We start from the raw sequence: 25041 nt of genomic DNA on the forward strand, positions 1-25041 counted from the left end.
AAGCGATATTAGCTATTTACACTGGCATCAAACATAATATTATTTTTTACTTTCAATATATTGAATAAGCTCAACTTCAGGCATCGGTTTAGCGTACATAAAACCTTGCACTTCATCACAACCCAATTGCTTAAGAAAATCAGCTTGTGCTTGTGTTTCAACACCTTCTGCAATCGTTTTTAATCCGAGCTGCGCGCCAAGAGCTATAACCAGCTTGGCAATTGCGCCGCTGTCTTTTTCGGGTAAGTCTTTGACAAATGCACGATCTATTTTCAACCTATCCAACGGTAACTTTTGCAAATAACTCAGTGATGAAAAACCAGTGCCAAAATCATCTATCGCCACTTCAATACCAAACTCTTTTAGATCTTGCAGTGTTTCAATCACCATCGAGAGATCATCCATCACCACACTTTCGGTAACTTCTAATTCAATATTTTTTGGGTTGACCTGATATTTTCGCAAAGTATCTTTGACTTGTTGTGCGTAGCCTTTAACCTTAAATTGCGGTACCGACACATTGACCGCAATACAAATTTCAACACCTTGAGCCTCAAGACGTTTTTGCTGCTGACAAGCCTGATCCAATACCCATTGACCAATCTCAACAATTAGCCCTGCATCTTCAGCAAGTGGCACAAAAACCGCGGGGGAAATATAGTTACCTTGTCCCGACGGCCAACGTAGTAATGCTTCGCAGCCTTTTAATGACAAATCACTAAACGCCAATTGCGGTTGATACCAGACTTCCAATTTATTATTTTCAAAGTCTTGGCGAAGCTGGCGAATAATCCCTAATCGCCAAGCCATTTGCTCTTCCATATCGGGAGTGTAACAAACAGCATTCCCCTGATTACCTTTTTTAGCGTGATTGAGTGCGATATACGCAAGCTTAAGTGTTTCAATACCTGTGGTTTGAAAGTCCTGTTGCTCGCACAAACCAATTTTAAAATTAACCGGTAACAAATGCTCTGCTGCTGCAAACGGCAAACTTAAATTTTCACTTAATTCGTTTAAATCAAATCCATCGCGCTCAATTAAAAAACCAAATACATCTGCACCAATCCGTGACAGTAATTTAGCGTTTGGGTATTCTTGCTTGAGCCGTTCAACGATTGAAGTAAGCAAGTGATTACCCACCTCTTGACCCAGGCCATTGTTGATGTCTGAGAAATGTGCGACATCAATTAGAATAAATATATACTCGTTACTATTTAACCGATGATACTTTTCAATTTGTTCAATAAAATCAGTTCTATTGGCAAGACCTGTTAACACATCTTTGTAGGCTGCATCTCTGAGTTTATTAAAAAGTCTGACGTTATCTAAGCCTACACTGACGTTTGTTAAGAAAATTTCAGCAAATTGCAATTGTGTTAAGCTTGGTTGGCTAACGTACTCTAAGTAAATAGCAGCCTGACGATTTTTACTTTTCAATAAAAACGTAGTGTCGTGCTCAGTGTGCTGATGTTCGCCAAACTCAAAACAATTTTGCACTTGCAAAATAATCCGCCCATCATCAAGTTGTTCTACACCTTGGCCAATAAAAGCACTAAATTCAGCACAACCACCCAACACTTGAACCTGATAGCTATCATCCAGACTGCCACACACAACCCCCCTTGGCGCACAATCTAAAATTACCGAGAGCTGCTTAATCACCGCCATAGTAAATGCTTTAATGTCGGTAAAACCTAAAATAGCCTTTGAGGCTAACAGAATATTATTTAACGCTTTGCTTTGATATTCAAGTTGGCAAACTTGTTCGTATGAGCGAATAGCTGTAACTAACGAGGTAACTAGCTTACTGCGGGTAAGTTCGGTTTTAGTTTTATAATCATTGATATCATATTCTCGGATCACTCGCTCTTCAGGCGCATATCCGGGCTGACCCGTTCGTAAGATAATTCGTACGTTATGGTTTTTCAGCGTATCGCGTACCTCTTTAACTACTTTTAAGCCTGCATCATCGGATTCCATGACTACATCTAACAGTAATACCGACACATTATTAGTATTAGCTAACACTTCAACTGCTTCAGCGCCAGAATAAGCATGATGAAAACGCAGTGTTCTTCCCCAAAACTCAACGCCTGAGAGCGCTAGTTCTGTTACAGTGTGAATTTCAGGATCATCATCAACTATCAGAACATCCCAGTAATCTTTGGGCGCAACTTCTTCATGAGGCTCGTCTTCATGGTTGAAAAACAAAAAATCATTGTGTTCTGACGTCATTCCAAATCCTTTAAATTCAAATATTGCGCGCCATCATTTAATATTAAGACAATTCATTATTGACTAATAAGTTATCACTATTTAACTTATGATACAGTATTAATGTCGATGATTAATGAATATTGGTTTACAGATTATAGTCGATATTCAGCACCTTGCTGTGCGATAGTAGAATTTATAATTTAAGGAACAGCCATTAATATTTTACCCAGAATTACTAAATTTATTTTTCTGATTACTTTGATTTTACTGGTAATTGGACTGCTATTACCACAACAATACCAAGTCCAAAAGAGCATTAAAATTCATGCTCCGCAAACAGATATCACCCCGTTGCTTAGTGATTTTACCAAGTGGACTAGCTGGTCACCTTGGCAAAAAGTAGATCCAAGTATTGTTTTCACTATTGGAGAGCCTAGTTCTGGCGTGGGTGCTCATCAGTTTTGGCAAAGTAGCTGGGGAGTAGGTGAAATGACGATTACCAATATAAGCAGCACTAAAATCAATTTTAATATTCTCTTTAATGAAGAACATATTATTAAAGGTGTGATCTCTTTTTCACCTCTAGCTAATGGAAATCAAGTAACATGCTCACTAGATGGCGAAGTTACTACTTCGATTCTAGGTGGCTATTTGGCGCTATTTAGCCAATATATTTTGGCAAATACGGTGAAACTTGGACTTAATAATTTAAAAACTACTGCGCAGCTGCAAACAGCAACACACAGCGAGAAGATCGATGACGATTCAAACAGCCCAAGCAAAAATTAACCTTGCTCATATAATTGAAATTAAACTAGGTTACTCGATGAGTAAAACCAGTTCGACTCGCCTTACCAGTGCCAGTGATGATAGTTATGGTCCACAAGGGCAAAGTAAACTGCCCTATCAAGTCAATAGTGATAACTCAACGCTCAATAGAGCCCAACATCGCCAACAATTACTACTTATCAAACAACAACAAAATATTGAAGCGATTATGGCTATGGCTATGGATTTTTGCCCCGACGTAACTAGTAAAGGGCAACCTGACAGTGATTGGGTCGAACGCTTTATTGCACTATGTGAAGATACTTCAAACGAATCAATGCAAAAACTGTGGGCAAAAATTTTAGCGGGAGAAACTGTATCACCGGGAACATTTTCAATTAAAAGCTTACAAACACTTAAGCAGATGACCCAGCGCGAAGCGGATGCACTACAAAAATGTACCGCAATTTGTGGCTATAATGAAAAAGATAATAGCCATTTAATTTTATTAGGCTTTTATAAAAAACCTTCGCTATTTGATTTGCTACGCAAAGGCAATAAAGTATCGTTTAACTTAGGTAAAGCTGGGATCAGTTTTCCTGATGTATTAACTTTGATGGATATTGGCCTAATCTACCGTAAAGAAATTGAATCTGCAGCGCTTAAGGCTGGCCAAGAAATGAATCTGACATTTTTAACCCAACGGGTCGTACTCAAACCAAAAAATAACGATTTAGTGCTCAGTTACTATAAATTTACGCAAACGGGTGATGAACTTAGAAAATTGATTAACACGCCAGTTAATAAGGCTTATAAGCAATTGTTAAGCAGTGCACTTGAGGAAGAGTTTGAAGTAGCGTGGCACGCAATTAAATAACGGTACCACGCCAAAGCAAACAAATTAGAAGTGAATTTGTATGCCTGCAAATGGACCTGATGCATCAATATTAGTATATAGATTATCAATATCATCAAGCTCTAGCGTCATTTGACGGTAACCCGCTTTGATATCTAAATCTACCGCTAAGTTATCAAGTAAAGCCCATGCAATACCCGCTTGGTAGTCTTGTACTTTACTATCATCGATAGCAAGTAAGCTACCTTCAAAGAAAACACTTAAACCCGTTAACGGTAAGCCTACCTCAGCACGACCATAAACTAATGGCACAAAACCTGAAAAATCCACAGTTTCTGTTGTTGCTTTACCATTTGCTGTACCAGTAACAACAATATCGCCATCAAACTGCTTAGCATTTACACCTAAATCGATAGATAATAAGTCATTATCAAATATCTCATAGTATAAAATATAATCAACGTGTGATAAGTCGCTGATCGTAGTTGCTGTGGTATTGGTTGTAAATGAAGTACCACCAAACTCAAACGTCTCATTAAGCAAGGTTGAGCCATTTAACTCAAGCTCGGTATACTTTAACTTTATATTTGGCACTAATGGAATTGGATGCTCAAGCGCTGCGTAGTAGCTGATGAAGGTTTCATCTTCAAAATTAAAGTCTTGCATATTACCGCTATCTGAAAAGCTACCTGAATTATCAGATTGCCAGCCATCAACACCAACATATAAACCTAAAAGGGTGTCAGCGTGAGCCGCTGGAGCCAAAAATGCCATCGAAAGGGCAGCGGCTAAACAGTACTTTTTCATGTGTTATCCTTGCGCTAAAAGTTCGCTAAGTTCAATAAGAGCCGCATTGGCTCGTGAAATATAATTTGCCATTACTAATGAATGATTAGCAACAAAACCAAAACCATTACCATTTAAAATCACCGGACTCCAAACAGTCTCTTGGGTTGCTTCAAGCTCACGTATAATTTGTTGTAAGCTCACACGTGCATTCTTTTTCTCTAATACATCAGCAAAGTCATATTCTACCGCTTGCAAAAAATGTAATAAAGCCCAAGTTGCACCGCGTGACTCATAAAACACGTCATCTATTTCCCACCAAGAGGTTTTTATCTGATTTTGTAATGGTGCATAAGTCGCTTGATGTGCTTCTTTGTCACCGGCTAAATCAGTATTTAACCGATCTTGACCAACACTGGCACTTAACCGCTGACTTAAACTACCAAGGCGTTTTTCGGCTTCTTTTAACCAGCCTCGTAGGTTATCTGCCCGCGCATAAAACTGACTGTCACGGCTGTTTTGGTCAGCGATTTGAGTACGATACACAATTAATAAATCAATGCCTTTTTGGTATTCACTCTCGGCACTTGGCCACGCCCATGCTTCTGAACTAATATTAAATTGGGGCTGGGCTTTTTTTAGAGCTTCATGTTCGGTCGATTGCGACTGAGAACGGCTAAAGTCTTTACGCATTGATAGCGCCAAATCGCGCGTCATTTCTAATGCGCCATATTCCCAAGCAGGCATATTATCCATAAGAATACTCGGAGGTATTACATCATTTGATAAATAGCCACCAGGTTTATTCAATAATGTGCTGGCAACATTAATCAAAGCCGTAGTTGTTGTGTAACCTGTTACTAGTTTTTCGCCACGCTGCTGCGCATCCTGTTTAGCTTGCGTGATCACATTTACGCGGCTTGGCTCAACACTCCAATACACAGATACGGCATAAAATAAAATAAAAACTAATATTAGCCCTGCTATAATTTTCCCTTTATGTTGTGACATTTAATCTCCTAGTGATGTGTATGGTGCTGTTCAGATTGTGATACTTGCTCAACTTGGCTTTCTAATGAAACCACGGTAGCTTGAGTAAATACACGATCTCCATTGCTAAAATATAGCGTGAGTTTGAGCTCTTGCCCTATTTTTAACGGCTCTTTTGGTTCAAAAACCATTAAATGATAACTGCCTGGTTTAAAATCTAGCTGTTGATGTGCTTTGATCTCTAACGCATCTACTTTTTGCATTTTCATCATACCATTAACATGCTGATGTTCATGTACTTCAACTCGTCCTAAGCTCTCAAGGCTAGCCTTAGTTAATGTCACTGCTGCATCACCATGATTAACAAGCTTTAAATAACCAACACTAGATTGACTGCCAGGTAAAAAAATCCTTACTTGGGCATTGCTAACTACAATATCACTTGCTGTATCATGTTGATGCTCTGCATGGGCAAATAGCACTGGAGAGTATAGGCCTACAGCTAAAAAAGCCGCTGTGAAGATAGTTAGTAATGGCTTAAGAGTCATTTCGATCCTTGTTATAATAATCACTTTAAGTGCTAAATTTAGCATATTTGCGAAAAAATAGTCAGCTAAATTAGCATTTAAGGTAACCTCTGTGTGGCAAGCTATGCGACCTTTTTATTATCCGCGACTAACCAACACAGAAAAACAATCAGCAGTAGCGGCCATGCGATCATCACAGAACCAAACAACAAAGCCAGCATCACGCCGACTCCTATTATTAGACCTGCGCCAATCAAACCAACACTAACCAGCGCAATAATGGCAATAACGACCACCACAGCGACTAATGCACCAAATAATTCAATGCCAACCCAACTCAAGTCAGCAATCCACAAAGGGAGCTGCCATGAGTCAAACTGCATTATCTCAAATGGACTAGAAGCGATAAACAATGCTGCTAGCAGACACAGTGCAATAATTTTCATGGCGCTCTCCTAATAAACCTTGTTGTCTAAACAACAATGTGCAATTAAATAACCCGCACCTATAAATAGTGGGAACTGAATAAACAGTACAATAGTTGCTAATCGAGTTGCCCAAATCGGAAAGTCAAACCGACGCGCTAAGCCACTACATACTCCCGATATTTTTTTATTTAATGGATCTTTACTCCATTGAGTATTGTTATTAAATGTATTCATTTTTATAACTCCTAAGCCGACTGTTTTACTTTAGCTTTAAGTGCTGCAAGCTCTTTATCCAAGGCTTCGTCTTTAACAAGCGCATCAATTTGCATTGCCGTGTCTGATTGATTAGCTGCAGCCATTTCGTATGCTTCCACTTGTGATTCAATTGACTCAACTCGGCGCTCAATCACATCAAAACGCGACAGTGCATGTGCCACTTTATCGCTATGTAACTGTTGATTAACACGTACTCGTGCATTTAAAACACTATGCACCTGAGTTAAGCTCTGCCGCTTTGCTTTGGCAGCACTAAGTTTGTCTTGTAAACGCTGTGCATCGTCAGCTAACTTGGCCATTGAATCGGTTAATTTAACGAGCTCAGGTTCAACAGCTGCCATATCAGCGGCTACACGCTGCTTTTCTTTTAATGCGGCTGTAGCTAAATCATCTCGGCCTTTACTGACGGCTATTTCGGCTTTTTCTTGCCATTGTGCTATGGATGTTAACTTATCGCTTTGCTGGCGTTTCAATGCTTTTTCTTCACACAAAATCGCTGCAGCAGTAGTACGGCACTCATTCAGAGCTTGTTGCATCTCGATAATAAGTAAATTAAGTAGTTTTGCTGGCTCCTCTGCCTTATCAAGCACAGCGACCAAGTTTGATTGAATTAGATCATTAACACGATTCATTAGGCCCATGATTTTCTCCTGTTGATTATGGGTGATTACACCAAGGAGATTCCAAGACTTATGCCATGTCGTTAGAAAAACAACTAAAACAATAAATAACAATAGGATAGAAAGATAACATCAATTTAAAAGTGACGTTTAGCTGAATTAAAATACGTTAAATTAACTAAAAAAGTGATATTTTGACTAAATTTTAGGATCAAAAAAAGCCACTAAAAAGTGGCTTTCAAGATTAAAATTTCAGCTATTCAGGCACAAAACTTAATGCTTTATCCATCACTGATAAATCGGCTTGCTTACCATGGCCGTTTTCAGATAAATGACGTCTAAATCCTCGCGCCCCTGGTTGGCCTTGGAAAATACCCAACATATGGCGAGCTATATGCCAAAAGTTAGCGCCTTGGCGCATTTCATCTTCAATATAACCATACATTGAACGCACCACGTCATGACGGGATAATGTACACGCAGTATCACCGTAAATTTTCTCGTCCACTTCACTTAATATAAATGGATTACTATACGCTTCACGACCGATCATAACGCCATCAAGATGCGCTAAATGAACAAGACTATCAGCGATGGTATTAACCCCACCATTTAAGCTTAAATCAAGTTGTGGGTAATCTTTTTTCAGTTGATAAACACGCGGATAATCAAGCGGTGGAACTTCACGGTTTTCTTTCGGACTTAATCCCTTTAGCCATGCTTTACGAGCGTGAATAATAAAGTCATCACAGCCAACCTTATGACTCGCTTCGATCAGCGCACATAAAAAATCATATGAATCCTGCTCATCAATACCAATGCGTGTTTTCACCGTAACAGGAATAGTAACCTCCGCCTTCATTGCTGCAATACAATCAGCAACAAGCTGCGGCTCGCCCATTAAACACGCACCAAAGCGGCCATTTTGCACTCGATCCGAAGGGCAACCAACATTCAGGTTTACTTCATCATAACCACGTTCAGCAGCCAGTTTTGCACACTTTGCCAAAGCTTCAGGATCAGAGCCACCTAATTGCAAAGCAACGGGGTTTTCATGTGTATTAAAGTGTAGATAATCACCACGCCCAAATAAAATTGCACCGGTTGTTACCATTTCGGTGTAAAGCACCGCATGCTTGGTCATTTTACGATGAAAAGTACGGCAATGGCGGTCTGTCCAATCAAGCATGGGTGCCACAGAAAAACGTCTATTCAAAGTAAAATCCTCAGATGATATATAAGTATAAGGGTTATTCCCTCATTGGAAGGCACTATATTTTACACAAATCAAAGCCGAGCTTCAATCGTAAGCAAGTTGTTGTTTGTCGGTAGCAGAGATTGAGTTGTTTAACGCAGCAACAAAAATGTATGCTGCGCTTTAGATAATATACTTAAAACGATTTTGTTAGATTATCAAATTGCTGGCCTTGCACTGTAATGGTGGTTTTTTCTAAGCTTATATAATCATTTTTTTGCTTGGGGTTAACCAAACGAGCTGCGACTTCAAATTTAGCAACTTTAGCTTCGCTATTTAGCTCAAGTATTTTTAAAGATGAATGAGTATCATGCTTAGCTGACTGCACATAATATTCACCAGCCCAACTGGCATCAAACACTAAATTAGGCGCATTTTTAGCGGAAGATTCAATAAACACTCCCTCTTTAATTTCGTCTCGTAATAAAGTAACGGTGTAATGATCTCCTCCCGTATGACCGAAATATACGGTAACAGCATGATTGTCATTATGGCTAAAATCATAGTCAGTAACTTGAATAACCTTCATTTCGCTTTGAGGCGGTTCAACGCAGGCCGTTAATCCCAAAACAAGAAAACCGCATAAAATAATCTTTTTTAATAACATTTTTCATTCCTTAAATTTTATTACGTTATATTTAATCTAGATAATTCTAAGCAACAATTCAAAATTTTATATGACAATAGCTATTTAACAGCAATACACAGCCTTTATGTAAATACTTGTAAGCCAAAATAGTGGGCTATCCCGTCGAGTATATTTGTCACGGCAACTGATGAAAGGATCAAACCCATGATCCGGCTGATGATACTCGCACCGCTGTCACCAATTAATTTGTGAACATGGGTTGCCAACAGTAACAGCACAAGTACCACAACAAGAACAGCTAACATCATTGATGAAGTAATTAACTGCTCAACCCACGTGTATTCAGTGTTACGAGTCATCAAAACAGCGCCAAGCATCGCACCTGGACTGGCGATTGATGGAATAGCTAAAGGGAAAATGGCCGTTTCAGTGCTATCACGTACACTTTTAATTTCCATTTCTGGTTTACTTTCACCAAAGATCATAGACAAAGCGAACAGCAATAACACGATACCACCTGCGATTTGAAACGCTGACAAGGGGATATTGATAGCATTTAAAAGCAGCTCCCCAGCGACAACAAAAAACAATAGTACCCCAGCAGACACCAGAACAGCTTTCAACGCGACTTTACGTTTGAATTTGTCACTATCACCGCGTGTTAAGGCTATAAAAACAGGCACAGTACCGATTGGATCAATAACCGCAAAAAAGAAAATAAATACCGCTAATAATTCATTCATTGTTGGCCTTCCTAGAATAAAACTGTCTAATAAAAACGCTGCAACTACAATACAGTATGTTAGTATATCACGGTAGCGTAAGGATAAGAGAAGATGAAAATAGAATCACTCGTTAGTAAAGCCAAACAAGTGTGTGACAATCGCGGTGCGCGATTCACTCCAATTCGTGAAAAAGTATTTCGCCTATTAGCAAGTGCGCAAGGCGGAGTGGGCGCTTATGATTTATTAGAGCAACTAAAACTCACTGAATCAGGAGCAAAACCAGCCACAATTTACCGTGCCTTAGACTTTTTAGCTGAATTAGGTTTTATTCACAAAATTGAAAGTACTAACGCATTTATGTTGTGTCATCATTTTGATCATATCCACCCTGTACAACTGTTGATATGCGATAGTTGTGGTTTTGTCAAAGAGCTACACTCTAGCGTGATTTCGCATGAACTTAATAGTCTTGCTGCTGAGAGTGGTTTCGTCGTATCGGGGCAAACTATTGAAGCCCATGGTAGATGTGGAAATTGTAAAGAATAATTAAGTGCAGAGCTAAAATAACTCACTACACTTTAACGTATAACCGCAGTTAAACTGCTAAATTCGAGGGATAAACAATAATGAATGTAGAGTTCATCAATCCTTTTTTATCATCTTTATTAAATGTGCTCAGCACAATGGCGCAAACCGAACTAAAACCGGGTAAGCCGAAAATAAAAAAAGATGAAGTTGCCTGTGGCGACGTTTCGGGATTAATTGGCATGGTAGGACCGCAAACTAAAGGTTCATTTTCGATCACTTTTGATGAGAGCCTTGCCCTGACTATTATGGAAAGAATGCTAGGTGAACGCCCTGATTCGATCAATGAAGAAGTAACCGATATGGTTGGTGAAATTACCAATATGGTCACTGGTGGGGCAAAAAATTTACTTGGTGAAAAAGGCTATGACTTTAATATGGCTACACCAATCGTTGTGTCTGGTAAAGGTCATACCATAACTCATAAAAGTGAAGGGGCAAAAATATTGATCCCATTTACCTCTGATGCCGGTAATGCCAATATTGAAGTTAGTTTCGATAAAATATGAGCTGGTTGCAAAAACAACTACTTTTAAAGCCTCGCTCTCGAGGCTTTCATATTATTGATAGCGAAATACTCAGCCAACTCCCTGAGATTTCCGATTACCAAATTGGCTTATTACACCTTTTTATACAGCATACCTCAGCCAGCTTAACGATTAATGAAAATGCTGATCCGACAGTACGTATGGATATGGAAAGTCACTTCAATAAATTTGTTCCCGAGCGCCAACCTTATTATCGTCATGATTACGAAGGTGATGATGATATGCCTGCGCATATAAAAACGAGTACCTTAGGCTGCGAGCTAACGATTCCAATTAGCCAAGGACGTTTACAGCTTGGTACATGGCAAGGGATCTATTTAGGCGAACATCGTGACCATGGCGGCGCAAGACGTATTATTGCAACGCTGCAAGGGCAAGTTTAAATAAAACTATTTAAATTGAAATACTAAATAAATTGGATATGTGCTTTAAGCAATAACTGCTTGTCAATCAAACTTGGGTGGGTATTCATTTTTAAGAGATTGGAGCGGTACACGAGGCTCGAACTGCTTATGACTTAGTTCGACCTTGGCATATTTTATTTTAGATTGCTTAAAGAGATTGGAGCGGTACACGAGGCTCGAACTCGTGACCTCGACCTTGGCAAGGTCGCGCTCTACCAACTGAGCTAGTACCGCATAATATTTTCACTTTAAACTTACCCCAATTTCTTTGGTTAGAAATTGGAGCGGCACACGAGGCTCGAACTCGTGACCTCGACCTTGGCAAGGTCGCGCTCTACCAACTGAGCTAGTGCCGCATTTTAAAATAGTCAGTAATTTGTCCGTTGGTGCGCGACAAGTCGCGGTAAAACGTTCTGGCAACTGAGCTAGTGCCGCATTATAATTTTTAGGTTATAGGTTCTAAAAAAGTTTATAGCTTTTATTTGAAACTTGCTGCAATTTCTTTGGTGAGAAATTGGAGCGGCACACGAGGCTCGAACTCGTGACCTCGACCTTGGCAAGGTCGCGCTCTACCAACTGAGCTAGTGCCGCATTTCAAAATTGTCAGTAATTTGTCCGTTGGTGCGCGACAAGTCGCGGTAAACGTTCTGGCAACTGAGCTAGTGCCGCATTCAAAATAGTCAGTAATTTTTCCGTTGGTCCGCGACAGGTCGCGGTGAACGTTCCGGCAACTGAACTAGTGCCGCATTCAAATTGCTCAAGCATACTAACCCCGCGGGGGTTATCGTCTTAAGCGGGGCAGGATTCTACAATAATCCGATGTGTTTGCAAGTGTTTTTTACAAATTAAAGAATTTTTCTTGGTAGACTTTTAATTCCATGATGGAATCTTTGATATCATCAAGAGCAAGGTGTGAACCTTTTTTGTGCACTTGTGCTAAAACTTCTGGTTTCCAGCGTCGTGCTAGTTCTTTGATAGTGCTTACGTCTAAATTACGATAGTGGAAGTAATCTTCCAGTTCACGCATATATTTATTCATAAAGCGTCTATCTTGGCCTATTGAATTACCACACATAGGCGAAGCGCCTGCAGGAACCCACTGCTTTAAAAATGCCAAAGTTTGTTCAACAGCATCTTGCTCTGTGAATGTGCTCGCTTTACAGCGTGCAGTTAACCCTGACTGACCATGTTGCTTAGTACACCATTCATCCATACCATCAAGCAATTCATCACTTTGATGAATAGCAATAGTTGGCCCTTCAGCCAAGATGTTTAACGCACTGTCGGTGACAACCGTGGCGATTTCGAGTATTTTGTCTGTACTTGGTTCAAGACCTGTCATTTCGAGGTCGAGCCAAATCAGATTTGATTTATGAAAAGACATAATTACCTTGCGGTGCTTTCCTTTAGATCTAACGCATTTAGATATATCATATTAGTATCATCAGTCGACCTAAAGCTTTTTTTTCAAAAAGCACGACATTTAACTAAGTTATGGGCCAAAAGTGGCAAAACAGAAGAAATTAAGTAAAGGTCAATCCCGTAGGATTAAGGCCAATCACCAAAAACGCTTGTCTAATGCAGATTCTGCGCCAACCACTAACAAGGTTGAGCAATGGCAAACTGACAATTTAGGTGCGCCTGAAAATGCCGTGGTGATCAGTCGGTTTGGTCAACATGCCGATATTGAAACTGATAACGGAGATGTTTTGCGCTGCAATATTCGCCGTACCGTTAAAGGTATTGTTTGCGGAGACGAAGTGCAATTTCGCCGCGCAAAAGTCAGCGAAGGTGATTTAGCTGGCGTTATAGAAGCAATGCATGAACGGCGCTCGCAACTTACTCGCCCTGATTTTTACGACGGTGTAAAAGTCATAGCCGCCAACATTGACCAGATTTTGATGGTCTCTGCGGTACTACCAGAGTTTACCCCCAGTATTATCGACCGCTATTTAATTGCTTGCGAAGATATGGGCATTGAGCCTATTTTAGTGCTCAATAAAATAGATTTAATTGATGAGCCTGGGCTTGCTAACATCAATAAAATTCTGGATATTTATAGGTCACTTGATTATCAAGTATTACTAGTCAGTAATAAAACCGGTTACGGTATTGATGCACTCAAAGAAACCTTAATTGATAAAAATAGTATTTTTGTTGGTCAAAGTGGTGTGGGTAAATCAACTTTAGTTAACACTGTTTTACCTGATGCCGAAATACTGACCAAAGAAGTCTCTGAAAATAGTGGCCTTGGCCAACACACAACAACCGTGTCACGACTTCATCACTTACCTTCAGGCGGTAACTTAATTGATTCCCCTGGTATTCGTGAATTTGGCTTGTGGCATTTAGATGTAGAGCGCGTTACTTGGTGCTTTAAAGAGTTTCGCGAGTTTATTGGCGGTTGCCGCTTTAGAGACTGTAAACATTTAAATGATCCGGGCTGTATAATTCGCCAAGCAATCGATGATGGTGATATTTCACAGCTACGTTTTGATAGCTACCATAGAATTTTAGAAACAATGGCCGATGGCCGAGCGGGTGCTCGTGCTCCACGCGTATAATTTTTTAGGAAAAAACTTGTGAGTTTAGACAAATTCAAAATCGCAATGCAGTACGCAATGCCAAAACATTTTGTATCCCGTATGGTAGGCAAGTTAGCTGCAGCTAAAGCAGGTGCACTAACAACTACTTTAATTAAATTGTTTATTAAACAATATAAAATTGATATGAATGAAGCGCAATATAGCGACCCAGCTCACTATAAAACGTTTAATGAGTTTTTTACTCGTCCTTTAAAAGAAGGCGTTCGGCCATTAACCACTGAAGATGACATCATTACTCACCCTGTAGATGGTGCCATCAGTCAATTAGGCCCAATTGTTGAAGGCCAGCTTATTCAAGCCAAAGGACATGACTATAGCTTACAAGCTTTACTTGGCGGCTCAGAGCAAGATACAGCGCCATTTTTAGGCGGCGACTTTGCAACGATTTACTTAGCGCCAAAAGATTATCATCGTATTCATATGCCGATTGATGGCACCTTGAGTAAAATGATTTACGTCCCCGGTGATTTATTTTCAGTAAACCCACTTACCGCGCAAAATGTACCTAATCTATTCGCTCGTAACGAACGCGTAGTAGCCATTTTTGAGACTGAAATTGGCCCGCTTGCCATGGTATTAGTGGGTGCAACAATTGTTGCCAGTATCGAAACTATTTGGGCAGGTACAGTTACACCACCAGCAGGTAAAGATGTATTTAGCTGGAATTACAAAACCTCAGGTGAAAATGCAATTACCTTGAAAAAGGGTGAAGAGATGGGTCGCTTTAAATTAGGCTCCACGGTTATTTTAGCCTGGGGTGCTAATAAAGCAGATATCTTTGATGATCAAAAACCAGGCACAGTGACTCGCATGGGCACACCGTTTGCTAAAGTTGATGATTGATGATTAATACCTAATTAATAATTAAGTTATAACTCATTTTAATTAAAAACGCGGACCGACTAATGCAGTCATGCCGCGTTTTTTATTTAAGTTCTTTCCCCTGCACACTCAGTACACTCGGGCGCTTTAGTTAATTTAAACTGCTGCTGCGCTAAACTTAGCCCATCAAAACGAATAAACTGACTGCCTTGATGATGGCCCAGCAAGATATTAACTGCCAACAGTGCTTGCATCGAGCCAATAACACCTAACAACGGACTAAGCACGCCCGCGTTACTGCAATTAAGCGCTTGCTGTTGCGGTTGTGCTCCAAATATACACCCGTAACAAGGGCTCTGTGGCTGGCGAAAATCAAAACACATCAGCTGCCCTTCACTCGCTATTGCCGCCCCCGACACCAGTGGAATACCCAGTGCCAAGCATTGCTGGTTTACTACATAGCGAGTGCTGAAGTTATCGCTGCAATCAAGTACTAAGGTTGCGCCAGTAAAAACTTGCTCAGCATTTTCAGTGGTTAATTTTGCACTTACTGTGTTGATCTTGATTTGATTATTTAAGCTGCTTAATACTTTGCCCGCAGCGCTGACCTTATCTTGCCCTAAATGATTTACTTTATAGAGCACTTGGCGCTGTAAATTTGAAAGCTCAACCTTATCATCATCTAACAAGCTTAATTCGCCAATGCCAGCCGCAGCTAAATACAGTAATGCGGGGCTGCCTAACCCCCCCGCTCCAATTACCACAACGTGAGCGGCTTTGAGCTTTAACTGCCCTTCAAAGCCGACTTCTTTAAGCATTAAATGACGACTGTAACGTAACTGCTCTTTGTCAGATAAAGATCCTTTTATTGCCTCACTCATTGCTATTAATAGCCACTTGTAAATCGGCAATCGCCTGTTGATAGTCACTTGCTTCACTAATAGCCCTAACAACAGCTACACTGCCAACACCGGTTGCAGCAACCTCGCCCGCTCGTGATAAATCAATGCCACCAATAGCTACCGTTGGGTAATCACTCATTAACGGCACAAAACGCTTTAACTTTTCAAGCCCTTGAATTTGCCCTGTCATATCTTTGGTCGTGGTTGGGTAAATAGCGCCAAACGCCATATAACTCGGGCGGTAATTATGAGCGCGCAGCATTTCATAAAAACCATGGGTCGAAATCCCCAAACGCATGCCCGACTCTTTAATGGCCACCAGATTAGCCTCAAGTAAATCTTCTTGACCTAAATGCACACCATAAGCGCCATGTTTGATCGCCAGCTGCCAATGATCGTTGATATACACATTGCCATCGTACTTTTTACCAAGTGTGACCGCCGCAGCAATAGCGTGTTCAAGCTCTTCTTCGCTGGCGTTTTTCATTCTAAGTTGTACAGTTTTAACGCCTTGCGCTAAACACTTTTCTAACCAATCGAGACTATCAACCACTGCATATAAACCAAGCTGTTTGTTTTCACACTCAGTAAAACCTGCCGCCATAGTAAATTCGTTTGGTTGTTCAAAATCCAGCTCATCACCCAGCCAACTACCCGCTTCAATGACTTGTGGGTAATCATCAAGATTATCGGGAAAGCTCGTTTGTGCCACAGGGCCAATTCCTTCACCATAACGAACCGCAGCTTTTAAGCCTTGATTTATATAGGCTTTGGCTAAAATAAAGGCATCTTTAAGCGGGTAACCTTTCGCTAAACACGCTGCAATCACTGACGCCATACTACAACCGGTACCATGGCTGTGCGGCGTTTGAATTTTTTCGTTACCAAGCCAATATTCATTACTGCCATAAGAGCTGGCATCACTGCAGTAATCAATGCAATATCCGCTTGGATAATCCCAATGGCCACCTTTGATCAGCACCGCTTTTGCGCCCCAGCTTTGCAGCTTTTGCGCAGCCTCGATCACAGCACTGGGACCAATTAAATATATCCCAGTGAGCAACTGCGTTTCATGGGTATTCGGAGTGATCACATCCACCAGCGGCAATAAGCATTCTTTAATTGCGCTAACGGTATCTTCTTCTGTCAGTAAGTCACCACTGCTAGCAATGGCCACCGGATCATATACAACCAAAGGCGCAACCGGCCAAGTGGCTTTATAATGTTTTAGATGCTCACTGATCAATTGAATTTGCTGCACATTGGCGAGCATACCAATTTTAATAACACGGGCTTTCATGTCGCTTTCAAGGGCGAGTAATTGCGACTCAATAACATCGGTTGAAATCGGGTTAAGTGCTTCAACGCCTAGGCTGTTTTGCGCAGTCAATGCGGTGATCGCTGTACAACCATGGACGCCAAAACTTTGCATCGCTTTAATATCCGCCTGAATACCTGCACCACCGCCAGAGTCAGAGCCAGCAATTGTCCAAACAACATGATTCATAGTTACGTATTTCCTAATTTTTTACTTCATTTATTACTGTTGATGCCAAAATGGCATACCCATAGTGGGCGTAGATGGCGCAGCGACGTCTTTTTCTGGCATCGCCTTCGCTCGGTAAGCAAAACGACCCGCATCAACGGCTGCTTTAAATGCATGACTCATGGTAACAGGGCAGCCCGCCCCTGCAATAGCCGAATTCAATAACACCGCATCATAACCTAATTCAAGCGCTTGGCAGGCGTGTGATGGTAAGCCAAGGCCAGCATCAACAATCAATGTGGTATCGGGTAAGCGCTCCCGAATAGTTTTTAAGTTATATTTATTTAACAAGCCCTTACCTGTGCCAATAGGCGCTCCCCACGGCATCAGCACTTCACACCCTGCATCAACTAAACGCTGACATAACACTAAGTCGTCAGTACAATAAGGTAATACTTTAAAGCCTTCGGCTAATAAAATCTGTGTCGCTTCCAGTAATGCAAATGGATCTGGTTGCAGGTTATAGTCATCACCAATCAACTCAAGTTTTATCCAATCGGTAGCAAACACTTCGCGGCACATTTGTGCCAGTGTAATTGCTTCATTGACACTGTGACAGCCTGCAGTATTGGGTAGAATTTTTAAGCCCGTATCTTTGATCAATTGCCAAAAGTCATCTCCTGCGGCGGCACTTTGTTGACGTCGTAATGACACAGTAACAATCTGCGAGCCAGAGGCAACAATCGAATCGGCCATAACCGCAGGTGATGGATAAAGTGCTGAGCCAATTAATAACCGACTAGTGATCTGCTCACCATAAATACTGAAACTATCTGATATTACGCTACTCATATTAGCCACCTTGGATCGGTGACAGTAATTCAATGCTATCGCCTTCGTTAAGTAAGGTAGTATCACATTGACTACGCGGTATAAATTGACCATTAAGCGCCACTGCAAAAGGCTCTTTTGCTGCAAACTGCGTCAAACCTTGGGCTACATTGGCGTTATCTGCTAACTCAAAATGTTGACCATTAATTGTTATTTTCATACTTACTTTCATAATAAGCCTTATTTTATCCGTGCAATGGCATCGGCCACTAAACTCGGTGCGAGTAAATAACCATGACGATATAAGCCATTAATGCTGACCACATTTTGCTGCTGGGAAACCTGCGGGCGATTATCACTAAATGCAGGACGCAGGCCGGTTTGAATATTCAACACTCGCGCCTCAGCAAAACCACTGTGTACTGTGTACGCTGCTGACAACAGCTCAAGAGTCGAACGCACAGTGGCAGCCCCCTTATCTTGTGATTCAATTTCTGTCGCGCCAATTACGTATTGATGATTTGGCTTCGGAGCAATATAAATAGGATAACGCGGGTGCATTAACCGCACTGGCCGCGTTAAATTAACCTCAGGGGCGTACAAACGCACTACTTCACCACGCACTCCGCGTAGCTTACACGCTGCGCTTTTAGCGCCAAGGCCACGGCAATCAATAATATAATCAAACGATTGCTGTAGATTTAGCGATGTTACATCAACCTGTTGTGCAAACTTAAAGCTCACATTACGCTGCTTTAGAGTGTTAAAACTGGCTTGATAAAAAGCCTGATTATCAATTTGCCCTTCGCAAGGTAAATACACACCTTGGTTAAAACGCCCTGTAAGCTCTGGCTCTAATTCAGCAATATGTGCCCCTGTTAACTGATGTCCTTGATGTTCAGCTAAAGGCTTTAAACGCTGTATAAAACTTTGTAAGTCACCTTTATCTTGCTGGTGTGCAACCACAAGTGTACCTTGCTGTTGGAAAAACACCGCTTCATCAAGTTGCGCTAAAATTCTCGGCCAACGCTTTATTGAATCCAGCCCCATCAAGGCCAAGTCTTGCTCGCAGAATACAGATTCAGCCAGTGGTGCAAGCATCGCCGCTGCCACTCTTCCTGCACTATCAAGCGCTTGTTCGTCACCCGCTTCATAAACAGTTACCCGATGCTGTAAACTCAACTCAAGCGCCGTTAAACGCCCCGTTAAACCAAACCCCACCACCGCAATATTGTAAGACATGAGAATCCTTAATTCAGTTTTCTAGCTACAAGAGTAAAGTTAGCGAGCTTTTCACTCGCCAACTCTCTAACTCGCTAACTAGTTTTTAAACCGCTTTATGATAAATCTCTGAGCCGCTTTGTTTAAATTCGGCTGATTTAGCTTGCATCTCGGCTTCAACATCGACCATTTTGATCTCAATAGCATCACCTACGTTGTTAGGATCTATGCCTCTGGCTTCTAGATCTTTAGCGTATTCTCTTACTTCTTGGGTGATTTTCATTGAGCAGAATTTTGGCCCACACATAGAGCAAAAATGCGCTACTTTGCCAGATTCTTGTGGCAGTGTTTCGTCATGGTATTCACGAGCACGAACAGGGTCTAAACCAATATTAAATTGGTCATGCCAGCGGAACTCAAAACGCGCTTTTGATAACGCATTATCACGCTCTTGCGCTCCGGGATGACCTTTGGCTAAATCGGCGGCATGAGCGGCAATTTTATAGGTGATCAGCCCTTCTTTAACGTCTTCTTTATTTGGTAAACCTAAATGCTCTTTTGGTGTGACATAACACAGCATTGCACAGCCATACCATGCAATTTGCGCCGCCCCAATACCAGAGGTGATATGGTCATAGCCTGGGGCGATGTCAGTTGTCAGCGGGCCAAGGGTGTAAAAAGGTGCTTCGTCGCAATGCTTAAGCTGCTCTTCCATATTAGCTTTGATCATATGCATTGGCACATGCCCTGGGCCTTCAATAAACACTTGTACATCGTGTTTCCACGCGATTTTGGTCAGCTCACCTAACGTACGCAGTTCACTAAATTGCGCGTCATCGTTGGCATCTGCAATTGAACCAGGACGCAGGCCATCTCCTAATGAGAAACACACATCGTACTGTTTCAAAATCTCACAAATATCTTCAAAATGAGTATAAAGGAAGTTTTCTTTATGATGCGCTAAACACCATTTCGCCATAATTGAACCGCCGCGCGACACAATCCCAGTGACACGTTTTGCCGTCATTGGAACGTAGCGTAATAACACCCCCGCGTGAATAGTAAAGTAATCCACACCCTGCTCGGCTTGTTCAATTAGAGTATCGCGGAAAATTTCCCACGTTAGATCTTCGGCAACCCCATTTACTTTTTCAAGCGCTTGATAAATAGGCACTGTACCAATTGGCACTGGTGAGTTACGTACTACCCATTCACGAGTTTCATGAATATAACGACCCGTTGATAAATCCATAACTGTGTCAGCGCCCCAGCGGGTTGACCAGACCATTTTTTCAACTTCTTCTTCAATAGATGAGCTAACTGATGAGTTGCCAATATTAGCGTTCACTTTCACTAAAAAATTGCGCCCTACAATCATCGGCTCGGTTTCTGGGTGATTAATGTTGTTAGGTAAAATCGCACGACCACGGGCAATTTCATCACGCACAAATTCAGGAGTAATAAACTCAGGGATACTCGCACCAAACGACTCGCCTTGGTGCTGCTGTGCTAATAACTCTTTTTGAAGTTGCGCACGGCCCATGTTTTCACGAATTGCGACATATTCCATTTCCGGTGTGATAATACCTTGGCGAGCATAATGCATTTGCGTGACATTTTTACCGGCTTTAGCGCGGCGAATTTTTGGGAGATGCTCAAAACGAATATGATCAAGGCCTTCATCGGCCATGCGTTGCTGAGAAAACTGCGAGCTGACTGAGCCTAAAATTTCAGTATCGCCACGGCTTTCAATCCACTGTTCGCGGTACTTATCCAGCCCTTTACGAACATCTAGAGTAAAATCAGGATCTGTGTATGGGCCTGACGTATCATAAACACGCAGTGGTGCATTTGATTCGTACACTGGGTTTTCATCGGTGCCACCGATAAAGGTATCACTCAAAGTAATTTCACGCATACCAACACGCACATTATCTTGCGTACCTTGTACATAAACTTTGTGTGAGCTTGGAAATGGTTGCCCAGTAAGGTTATAAATATAATCTGATGCAGCCGCACGAGTTTCGCGGCGAGACGGTTTATTTGATGTGTTTGACATGACTTACCTCATTGCTAAAAGGGTTGTCTTGTCAGATACTGCTGTGCGATAAAAAGCAACGCAATAGAGAGTAGCAAATGCTACATGGATCGTAGATTGGTGTTACAAAAAAGCACTACCAACCTTGGCAGCCACAGTGCTTATGCCCAAAACTGGCGCACAAGCACCCGTTTTAGGCAGCTTGTTCCCTACGCAGGTGTTAGCCTGATCAGGTTCACGGATCCCGCTTTCGCGATCTCAGCCTTTAAGTTAAAAACTCAAGGCACTCCGACAAGTAAAATTCTATATATTGTTCGCTAACGAGTGTACGTTAGATATTGCAAGCCTGCAAGAGATCAACTTGCGGGAATAAACGCAAATGTTTGCTCGCCATTTAAAACCAATTGCTGATCTTGAATTTGCAGTGGCACACCTTGCTTTAACGCATTTAAAAACTGCAGTTCAAACTCGTCCAACTCATCTCCGCATGATTTACGGGTCATGCCTAATTTATTCACCGTTAAATGATTATCATCAAGTTGACCTTCACCAAAAAATTTATTACAACCAGCAAAACCATTGACTTGCAGAGCTTCAATAAAACTTAATGATGCTGAATATGATGCAGGGATTGCTAAACCATCAACCCGTGATAGTTGCCACTTAGTGTATTTTAATTGCTCACTGGTGACTGTCCCTGTCGATGAGCAGCCAATACATAAACCGATTATAAGCATCGGGATTGCTGCTAATTTCATGTAATTACTAACCTAAAACTCAATTGCAACATGATAACAATAAATAACAGTTTATACCGTTAATAATGCATGTTTTTAATGTAAAAAAATGTTCTAAGATAGTAAAAAAGGTGGCACCGGAAAATTACTCAGGCTTAAATAGTAGATCAACTTGATCGGGCAAAAATGGCCGACCTAGCTCATTCACCGCGGTGCCAATCACCAGTGCCTTTAACATCACTTTTTCATCATGCTTTCTTACCACTGTTTGTCGAAAGCCAAACTTTAAGCGACTAATACGCTCAGGCTCTACAGCGACATAAAACTCATCTCCGGGCATTAGTGATTGCTTATAATCCATCTCGCTACGCATTACGACTAAATTAATTTTATCGCGAGTAAGCTGAGCAAAATCAACCCCATTCGCATGCAAAAACTCATGGCGCGCATGCTCTAGGTAATTAAAATACACACTATTATTTACAATGCCTTGTAAATCGCATTCGTAGTCGCGTACTTTAAAGTCAACTTTAAAGGTCATATTTGTATTCCTTATTATGTATACTGTGCGCGTTTATAGCACATAAATATAACTGGTATCACGACTTTAATGAGAATAGTTGCTATCATGCAAGTCCTTAAAATGGAGTTAAGTAATAGAATGAAATTACGCCTGTCTTTAATTACTGCCGCGCTTTTACCTTTGATAAGCGCCCCAGCTTTTGCTGAAGATACTGAACTTGAAAAAATACTCGTCACCGGAGACTTTCAAAAAGAAAGCATTCAAACCCTTAGTGCCAGTGCCAGTTTATTTAGCGAACGCGAAATTAATGACCGAGGTGCTAGTTTTCTAGACGAAATGCTTGCCAGTGCTGCCAACGTAAATTTTACCGCTGGTGCTTCTCGTGGCCGTTACATCCAAATTCGAGGGGTTGGTTTACGCTCACAATTTGTTGACCCTATTAACCCTTCTGTTGGCTTAGTGATCGATGGCATTAATTATTCCGGCTTAGGTGGTAGTTCATTACTGTTTGATGTAAACCAAGTTGAGATTTATCGCGGTCCGCAAGGTACTCGCTTTGGTGCTGATGGTATGGCTGGTATGATCCAAATGGAATCAGCCGATCCAACTTTTGATCCAAGCGTCAAAGTGCAGCTAGGCGCAGGTAACTACAACAGTTATGAAGCGGGTGTTGCCGCAGGTATTGGTATTACAGACAGCACCGCAGTGCGCGCTAGTATTTATCAACGTGAGTCTGATGGTTATGTTGATAACCTATATTTAAACGAGTCAACACAACAGCAAGATGAACTGGTTAGTCGTTTTAAACTACACAGCCAACTTACAGATCATCTTCGCACTGAATTAAGTGTTCATTATATTGATATCAATAACGGCTACGATGCATTTACGCTTGATAATAGCCGTAATAGTGTAGCCGATCACCCAGGCCAAGATAACCAAGAAAGTATCGCGGTAGGTCTTGCCAACATCTACACTGGCTTTGATTGGTTTGATGTCAGTTTAAACTTATCAGGTATTGATAGTGATTTAGTTTATAGCTTTGATGAAGACTGGGTATGTAACGATATTAATAAGCCGCAGTTATGTGGTGCAGGACTGCACCCCGATGGTTATAGCTCAACCGATAGCTACTTTCGAGATCGTCAAGACCAGGCTGCTGAACTGCAATTTAATGGCAAAGGTGGTAACTGGGTTACGGGACTTTATTACCAAGCCCGTAATGTTGATTTAGAACGCCAATACACTTGGCTTGCAGCTCCATTCGCTTCAACTTATGAAACTAGTAATACCGCAATTTACGGCCAACTAGCAACGCCGATTGGTAATAAAACCACCTTAATAACAGGCTTACGCGTTGAGCAATACCAAGGTGATTACACCGATAATAATGGTTTTATTGAAAGTACTGATGATGTGATGGTCGGTGGTAAACTTGCCCTTGAGTATCAAGTCATTGACCGTACCATGATTTATACCAGCCTAACTCGTGGTTACAAAGCAGGAGGGATTAACTCAGAAGCACTCGCCAAAGCGAAAGATGACGGTTTAAATCTTGATGCTGATTTCTTTAAAAACCACACTAGTTTCGCACCAGAGTACCTATGGAGTGGTGAATTTGGCGTTAAAGGTAGCTCTTTAGATGAGAAATTTATTCTGCGCTTAGCGGCCTTTTATATGTATCGCGAAGATATGCAGTTAAAAGCCTGGAAAGTGGAAGACCAAAAGTTTACTGGTTATATTGATAACGCCAGCTCTGGAGAGAATTACGGCCTTGAAATTGAAGGCAGTTACCAATTAACTGATGACTTATTTTTCACCGGTAGCGCTGGTTATTTACATACTAAAATCAATGACTTTGTCGCTCAATCTGGTCTAGATCAAGATGGTCGCGAGCAATCACAAGCGCCTAAATACCAGTATGCATTCACGGCTCGCTATAACTTTACTGATGAGTTATTTGCTACAATAGGCATTGAAGGTAAAGATAATTATTACTTCTCAGATAGCCACAACTCGCAAGCACCGAACATTAATTTAGTTAATTTAACTGCTGGTTACGAGGCTGAGCAATGGTCAATTCGCGCTTGGGCACGTAACGTGTTTGATGAAGAAGTACCTACACGTGGTTTTGAATTTGGTAACGACCCACGCGAAGGGTATGCAACTCACACATACACTCAGCTTGGCGAACCAATGGTTGCCGGCGTCACATTTATCTACGAGTTATAAAAACGAGTTTCAAGGGATAAGTTAAAAGGTAAAAGCTAGATTACTTTTACCTTTTCTTAACCTTGAATC

Annotated in this window: 27 protein-coding genes, 3 tRNA genes and 1 riboswitch; of the genes, 8 read left to right on the forward strand and 22 right to left on the reverse strand. The window is 41.3% G+C overall.

From position 1 onward, the window contains the following. Positions 1-39 precede the first annotated feature (39 nt). Positions 40-2235, reverse strand: coding sequence for an EAL domain-containing protein (locus H5180_RS13360; RefSeq protein WP_182732595.1), 2196 nt, complete (start codon positions 2233-2235; stop codon positions 40-42). 240 nt (positions 2236-2475) lie between these two features. Here H5180_RS13360 and H5180_RS13365 point away from each other — a divergent pair, with 240 nt between their 5' ends. Then, positions 2476-3006, forward strand: a complete 531-nt coding sequence (locus tag H5180_RS13365) for an SRPBCC family protein (RefSeq protein ID WP_145234678.1) — start codon at positions 2476-2478, stop codon at positions 3004-3006. Further along, a complete protein-coding gene (locus H5180_RS13370) occupies positions 2975-3862 on the forward strand; it encodes a TIGR03899 family protein (protein WP_145234676.1) in 888 nt (295 codons plus the stop codon). Before H5180_RS13365 ends, H5180_RS13370 begins: the two co-directional genes overlap by 32 nt. A gap of 24 nt (positions 3863-3886) precedes the next feature. Here the strand turns inward: H5180_RS13370 and H5180_RS13375 are convergent, their stop codons facing one another. From H5180_RS13375 to H5180_RS13415, 9 genes are all read right to left on the reverse strand, one after another. Continuing rightward, positions 3887-4648 carry a TIGR04219 family outer membrane beta-barrel protein gene (locus H5180_RS13375; protein WP_145234674.1) on the reverse strand — a complete coding sequence of 254 codons (762 nt, stop codon included), beginning with the start codon at positions 4646-4648 and terminating at the stop codon, positions 3887-3889. 3 nt (positions 4649-4651) lie between these two features. Beyond that, the gene (locus H5180_RS13380) at positions 4652-5638 is read right to left on the reverse strand and encodes a DUF2333 family protein (protein WP_145234671.1); all 987 of its coding nucleotides are present in this window, start codon (positions 5636-5638) and stop codon (positions 4652-4654) included. Between the two features lie 8 nt (positions 5639-5646). Continuing rightward, the gene (locus H5180_RS13385; protein ID WP_182732596.1) at positions 5647-6165 is read right to left on the reverse strand and encodes a copper chaperone PCu(A)C; all 519 of its coding nucleotides are present in this window, start codon (positions 6163-6165) and stop codon (positions 5647-5649) included. A 101-nt stretch (positions 6166-6266) separates the two neighbouring features. Beyond that, entirely contained in the window at positions 6267-6590 is a 324-nt protein-coding gene (locus H5180_RS13390) for a hypothetical protein (RefSeq protein ID WP_145234667.1), read from the reverse strand. A gap of 9 nt (positions 6591-6599) precedes the next feature. Further along, the gene (locus H5180_RS13395; protein WP_145234665.1) at positions 6600-6806 is read right to left on the reverse strand and encodes a PspC domain-containing protein; all 207 of its coding nucleotides are present in this window, start codon (positions 6804-6806) and stop codon (positions 6600-6602) included. Positions 6807-6817: 11 nt separating this feature from the next. Further along, entirely contained in the window at positions 6818-7489 is a 672-nt protein-coding gene (locus tag H5180_RS13400) for a PspA/IM30 family protein (RefSeq protein ID WP_182758376.1), read from the reverse strand. 235 nt (positions 7490-7724) lie between these two features. Then, on the reverse strand, positions 7725-8684 hold the full coding sequence (gene dusA / locus H5180_RS13405) for a tRNA dihydrouridine(20/20a) synthase DusA (protein ID WP_220493105.1): 960 nt from the start codon (positions 8682-8684) through the stop codon (positions 7725-7727). Between the two features lie 175 nt (positions 8685-8859). Continuing rightward, positions 8860-9330, reverse strand: a complete 471-nt coding sequence (locus tag H5180_RS13410) for an outer membrane lipoprotein-sorting protein (RefSeq protein WP_145234659.1) — start codon at positions 9328-9330, stop codon at positions 8860-8862. A 104-nt stretch (positions 9331-9434) separates the two neighbouring features. Continuing rightward, a complete protein-coding gene (locus H5180_RS13415) occupies positions 9435-10055 on the reverse strand; it encodes a MarC family protein (RefSeq protein ID WP_145234657.1) in 621 nt (206 codons plus the stop codon). Positions 10056-10148: 93 nt separating this feature from the next. On the opposite strand from H5180_RS13415, the gene H5180_RS13420 reads away from it, so the two are divergent. The 3 genes from H5180_RS13420 to H5180_RS13430 all read left to right on the forward strand — a co-directional run bounded on the left by H5180_RS13420 (position 10149) and on the right by H5180_RS13430 (position 11553). After that, on the forward strand, positions 10149-10583 hold the full coding sequence (locus H5180_RS13420) for a transcriptional repressor (protein ID WP_145234655.1): 435 nt from the start codon (positions 10149-10151) through the stop codon (positions 10581-10583). Positions 10584-10663: 80 nt separating this feature from the next. After that, positions 10664-11131: a chemotaxis protein CheX gene (locus H5180_RS13425; RefSeq protein ID WP_145234652.1), complete on the forward strand. Its 468-nt coding sequence runs from the start codon at positions 10664-10666 to the stop codon at positions 11129-11131. Next, positions 11128-11553, forward strand: a complete 426-nt coding sequence (locus tag H5180_RS13430; RefSeq protein WP_145234649.1) for a secondary thiamine-phosphate synthase enzyme YjbQ — start codon at positions 11128-11130, stop codon at positions 11551-11553. The genes H5180_RS13425 and H5180_RS13430 overlap by 4 nt, the downstream gene beginning before the upstream one ends. Before the next feature lie 179 nt (positions 11554-11732). On the opposite strand, the gene H5180_RS13435 is transcribed toward H5180_RS13430, so the two are convergent. The 4 genes from H5180_RS13435 to orn form a co-directional block, all read right to left on the reverse strand. Next, positions 11733-11808, reverse strand: a tRNA-Gly gene (locus H5180_RS13435). 46 nt (positions 11809-11854) lie between these two features. Next, positions 11855-11930 (reverse strand) — tRNA-Gly (locus H5180_RS13440). Between the two features lie 159 nt (positions 11931-12089). After that, positions 12090-12165 (reverse strand) — tRNA-Gly (locus H5180_RS13445). A gap of 247 nt (positions 12166-12412) precedes the next feature. Further along, entirely contained in the window at positions 12413-12958 is a 546-nt protein-coding gene (gene orn, locus H5180_RS13450) for an oligoribonuclease (protein WP_145234646.1), read from the reverse strand. A gap of 121 nt (positions 12959-13079) precedes the next feature. Between orn and rsgA the strand changes: the two genes are divergently transcribed. After that, positions 13080-14138 (forward strand): small ribosomal subunit biogenesis GTPase RsgA, encoded by a 1059-nt coding sequence (rsgA, locus tag H5180_RS13455; protein WP_182758377.1) that lies wholly within the window; start codon positions 13080-13082, stop codon positions 14136-14138. Between the two features lie 18 nt (positions 14139-14156). Continuing rightward, a complete protein-coding gene (asd, locus tag H5180_RS13460) occupies positions 14157-15023 on the forward strand; it encodes an archaetidylserine decarboxylase (RefSeq protein ID WP_182758378.1) in 867 nt (288 codons plus the stop codon). An 86-nt stretch (positions 15024-15109) separates the two neighbouring features. Here asd and H5180_RS13465 read toward each other — a convergent pair whose 3' ends face one another. The 8 genes from H5180_RS13465 to H5180_RS13500 all read right to left on the reverse strand — a co-directional run bounded on the left by H5180_RS13465 (position 15110) and on the right by H5180_RS13500 (position 22758). Continuing rightward, complete coding sequence (locus H5180_RS13465; protein ID WP_182758379.1) at positions 15110-15883, reverse strand: HesA/MoeB/ThiF family protein; 774 nt, start codon at positions 15881-15883, stop codon at positions 15110-15112. Continuing rightward, a complete protein-coding gene (gene thiE, locus H5180_RS13470) occupies positions 15876-17411 on the reverse strand; it encodes a thiamine phosphate synthase (protein ID WP_182732513.1) in 1536 nt (511 codons plus the stop codon). The genes H5180_RS13465 and thiE overlap by 8 nt, the downstream gene beginning before the upstream one ends. Positions 17412-17444: 33 nt before the next feature. Then, positions 17445-18242, reverse strand: coding sequence for a thiazole synthase (locus H5180_RS13475; protein ID WP_182758380.1), 798 nt, complete (start codon positions 18240-18242; stop codon positions 17445-17447). A gap of 1 nt (position 18243) precedes the next feature. Beyond that, positions 18244-18441, reverse strand: coding sequence for a sulfur carrier protein ThiS (gene thiS, locus H5180_RS13480; protein WP_182732524.1), 198 nt, complete (start codon positions 18439-18441; stop codon positions 18244-18246). 20 nt (positions 18442-18461) lie between these two features. Beyond that, entirely contained in the window at positions 18462-19463 is a 1002-nt protein-coding gene (locus H5180_RS13485) for an FAD-dependent oxidoreductase (RefSeq protein WP_182758381.1), read from the reverse strand. 85 nt (positions 19464-19548) lie between these two features. After that, positions 19549-21501 carry a phosphomethylpyrimidine synthase ThiC gene (gene thiC, locus H5180_RS13490; RefSeq protein WP_220493106.1) on the reverse strand — a complete coding sequence of 651 codons (1953 nt, stop codon included), beginning with the start codon at positions 21499-21501 and terminating at the stop codon, positions 19549-19551. Between the two features lie 168 nt (positions 21502-21669). Next, a riboswitch (TPP riboswitch) is annotated at positions 21670-21781 on the reverse strand. 55 nt (positions 21782-21836) lie between these two features. Next, positions 21837-22238: an META domain-containing protein gene (locus H5180_RS13495; RefSeq protein ID WP_310736442.1), complete on the reverse strand. Its 402-nt coding sequence runs from the start codon at positions 22236-22238 to the stop codon at positions 21837-21839. A 124-nt stretch (positions 22239-22362) separates the two neighbouring features. Beyond that, positions 22363-22758, reverse strand: coding sequence for a thioesterase family protein (locus tag H5180_RS13500; RefSeq protein ID WP_145234627.1), 396 nt, complete (start codon positions 22756-22758; stop codon positions 22363-22365). Positions 22759-22878: 120 nt separating this feature from the next. On the opposite strand from H5180_RS13500, the gene H5180_RS13505 reads away from it, so the two are divergent. Further along, complete coding sequence (locus H5180_RS13505; RefSeq protein WP_182758382.1) at positions 22879-24972, forward strand: TonB-dependent receptor; 2094 nt, start codon at positions 22879-22881, stop codon at positions 24970-24972. Positions 24973-25041: the final 69 nt, after the last annotated feature.

This window comes from Pseudoalteromonas sp. SR41-4 (assembly GCF_014163985.1).
In the GTDB taxonomy this organism is placed as follows: domain Bacteria; phylum Pseudomonadota; class Gammaproteobacteria; order Enterobacterales; family Alteromonadaceae; genus Pseudoalteromonas; species Pseudoalteromonas rhizosphaerae.

Bases quoted from the DNA above. Each gene is read 5' to 3' on its own strand.
- H5180_RS13375 (WP_145234674.1), bottom strand. From the start codon at position 4,648: ATGAAAAAGTACTGTTTAGCCGCTGCCCTTTCGATGGCATTTTTGGCT.
- H5180_RS13500 (WP_145234627.1), bottom strand. From the start codon at position 22,758: ATGACCTTTAAAGTTGACTTTAAAGTACGCGACTACGAATGCGATTTA.
- H5180_RS13380 (WP_145234671.1), bottom strand. From the start codon at position 5,638: ATGTCACAACATAAAGGGAAAATTATAGCAGGGCTAATATTAGTTTTT.
- H5180_RS13420 (WP_145234655.1), top strand. From the start codon at position 10,149: ATGAAAATAGAATCACTCGTTAGTAAAGCCAAACAAGTGTGTGACAAT.
- H5180_RS13425 (WP_145234652.1), top strand. From the start codon at position 10,664: ATGAATGTAGAGTTCATCAATCCTTTTTTATCATCTTTATTAAATGTG.
- orn (WP_145234646.1), bottom strand. From the start codon at position 12,958: ATGTCTTTTCATAAATCAAATCTGATTTGGCTCGACCTCGAAATGACA.
- thiE (WP_182732513.1), bottom strand. From the start codon at position 17,411: ATGAATCATGTTGTTTGGACAATTGCTGGCTCTGACTCTGGCGGTGGT.
- H5180_RS13395 (WP_145234665.1), bottom strand. From the start codon at position 6,806: ATGAATACATTTAATAACAATACTCAATGGAGTAAAGATCCATTAAAT.
- H5180_RS13475 (WP_182758380.1), bottom strand. From the start codon at position 18,242: ATGAGTAGCGTAATATCAGATAGTTTCAGTATTTATGGTGAGCAGATC.
- thiC (WP_220493106.1), bottom strand. From the start codon at position 21,501: ATGTCAAACACATCAAATAAACCGTCTCGCCGCGAAACTCGTGCGGCT.
- H5180_RS13360 (WP_182732595.1), bottom strand. From the start codon at position 2,235: ATGACGTCAGAACACAATGATTTTTTGTTTTTCAACCATGAAGACGAG.
- H5180_RS13505 (WP_182758382.1), top strand. From the start codon at position 22,879: ATGAAATTACGCCTGTCTTTAATTACTGCCGCGCTTTTACCTTTGATA.
- H5180_RS13485 (WP_182758381.1), bottom strand. From the start codon at position 19,463: ATGTCTTACAATATTGCGGTGGTGGGGTTTGGTTTAACGGGGCGTTTA.
- H5180_RS13495 (WP_310736442.1), bottom strand. From the start codon at position 22,238: ATGAAATTAGCAGCAATCCCGATGCTTATAATCGGTTTATGTATTGGC.
- H5180_RS13415 (WP_145234657.1), bottom strand. From the start codon at position 10,055: ATGAATGAATTATTAGCGGTATTTATTTTCTTTTTTGCGGTTATTGAT.
- H5180_RS13390 (WP_145234667.1), bottom strand. From the start codon at position 6,590: ATGAAAATTATTGCACTGTGTCTGCTAGCAGCATTGTTTATCGCTTCT.
- H5180_RS13410 (WP_145234659.1), bottom strand. From the start codon at position 9,330: ATGTTATTAAAAAAGATTATTTTATGCGGTTTTCTTGTTTTGGGATTA.
- H5180_RS13465 (WP_182758379.1), bottom strand. From the start codon at position 15,883: ATGAGTGAGGCAATAAAAGGATCTTTATCTGACAAAGAGCAGTTACGT.
- H5180_RS13430 (WP_145234649.1), top strand. From the start codon at position 11,128: ATGAGCTGGTTGCAAAAACAACTACTTTTAAAGCCTCGCTCTCGAGGC.
- H5180_RS13370 (WP_145234676.1), top strand. From the start codon at position 2,975: ATGACGATTCAAACAGCCCAAGCAAAAATTAACCTTGCTCATATAATT.
- H5180_RS13400 (WP_182758376.1), bottom strand. From the start codon at position 7,489: ATGGGCCTAATGAATCGTGTTAATGATCTAATTCAATCAAACTTGGTC.
- thiS (WP_182732524.1), bottom strand. From the start codon at position 18,441: ATGAAAATAACAATTAATGGTCAACATTTTGAGTTAGCAGATAACGCC.
- H5180_RS13385 (WP_182732596.1), bottom strand. From the start codon at position 6,165: ATGACTCTTAAGCCATTACTAACTATCTTCACAGCGGCTTTTTTAGCT.